At 55.8% G+C, this 1,201-nt stretch carries 1 rRNA gene (cut by a window edge); it reads right to left on the bottom strand.

Features of this window, described 5'->3' with window-relative positions:
- Positions 1-21: 21 nt before the first annotated feature.
- Positions 22-1,201 (bottom strand): 23S ribosomal RNA (locus tag ACZ55A_RS37025) (it continues 2,025 nt past the right edge of the window).

Genomic DNA, 1,201 nt, shown 5'->3' with positions numbered 1-1,201 from the left:
ACACAGTGGACGCGAGCAACTGAGGACAAGCCCTCGGCCTATTAGTACCAGTCAACTCCACACCTTACGGCGCTTCCATATCTGGCCTATCAACCCAGTCGTCTACTGGGAGCCTTAACCCCTCAAAGGAGGTGGGAGCCCTCATCTCGAAGCAGGCTTCCCGCTTAGATGCTTTCAGCGGTTATCCTTTCCGAACGTAGCCAACCAGCCATGCCCTTGGCAGGACAACTGGCACACCAGAGGTTCGTCCGTCCCGGTCCTCTCGTACTAGGGACAGCCCTTCTCAAGACTCCTACGCGCACAGCGGATAGGGACCGAACTGTCTCACGACGTTCTAAACCCAGCTCGCGTACCGCTTTAATGGGCGAACAGCCCAACCCTTGGGACCGACTCCAGCCCCAGGATGCGACGAGCCGACATCGAGGTGCCAAACCATCCCGTCGATATGGACTCTTGGGGAAGATCAGCCTGTTATCCCCGGGGTACCTTTTATCCGTTGAGCGACGGCGCTTCCACAAGCCACCGCCGGATCACTAGTCCCTACTTTCGTACCTGCTCGACCCGTCAGTCTCACAGTCAAGCTCCCTTGTGCACTTACACTCAACACCTGATTGCCAACCAGGCTGAGGGAACCTTTGGGCGCCTCCGTTACCCTTTAGGAGGCAACCGCCCCAGTTAAACTACCCACCAGACACTGTCCCTGATCCGGATCACGGACCCAGGTTAGACATCCAGCACGACCAGAGTGGTATTTCAACAATGACTCCACACCAACTGGCGTTGATGCTTCACAGTCTCCCACCTATCCTACACAAGCCGAACCGAACACCAATATCAAGCTATAGTAAAGGTCCCGGGGTCTTTCCGTCCTGCTGCGCGAAACGAGCATCTTTACTCGTAATGCAATTTCACCGGGCCTATGGTTGAGACAGTCGAGAAGTCGTTACGCCATTCGTGCAGGTCGGAACTTACCCGACAAGGAATTTCGCTACCTTAGGATGGTTATAGTTACCACCGCCGTTTACTGGCGCTTAAGTTCTCAGCTTCGCCAACCCGAAAGTTGACTAACCGGTCCCCTTAACGTTCCAGCACCGGGCAGGCGTCAGTCCGTATACATCGCCTTACGGCTTCGCACGGACCTGTGTTTTTAGTAAACAGTCGCTTCTCGCTGGTCTCTGCGGCCACCCCCAGCTCACCGTGC

The sequence above is a fragment of the Streptomyces sp. NPDC034111 genome (genome assembly GCF_055575375.1).
Note: the sequence above shows the minus strand (reverse complement) of the source record. Positions and strands in the feature narration are given on the sequence as shown.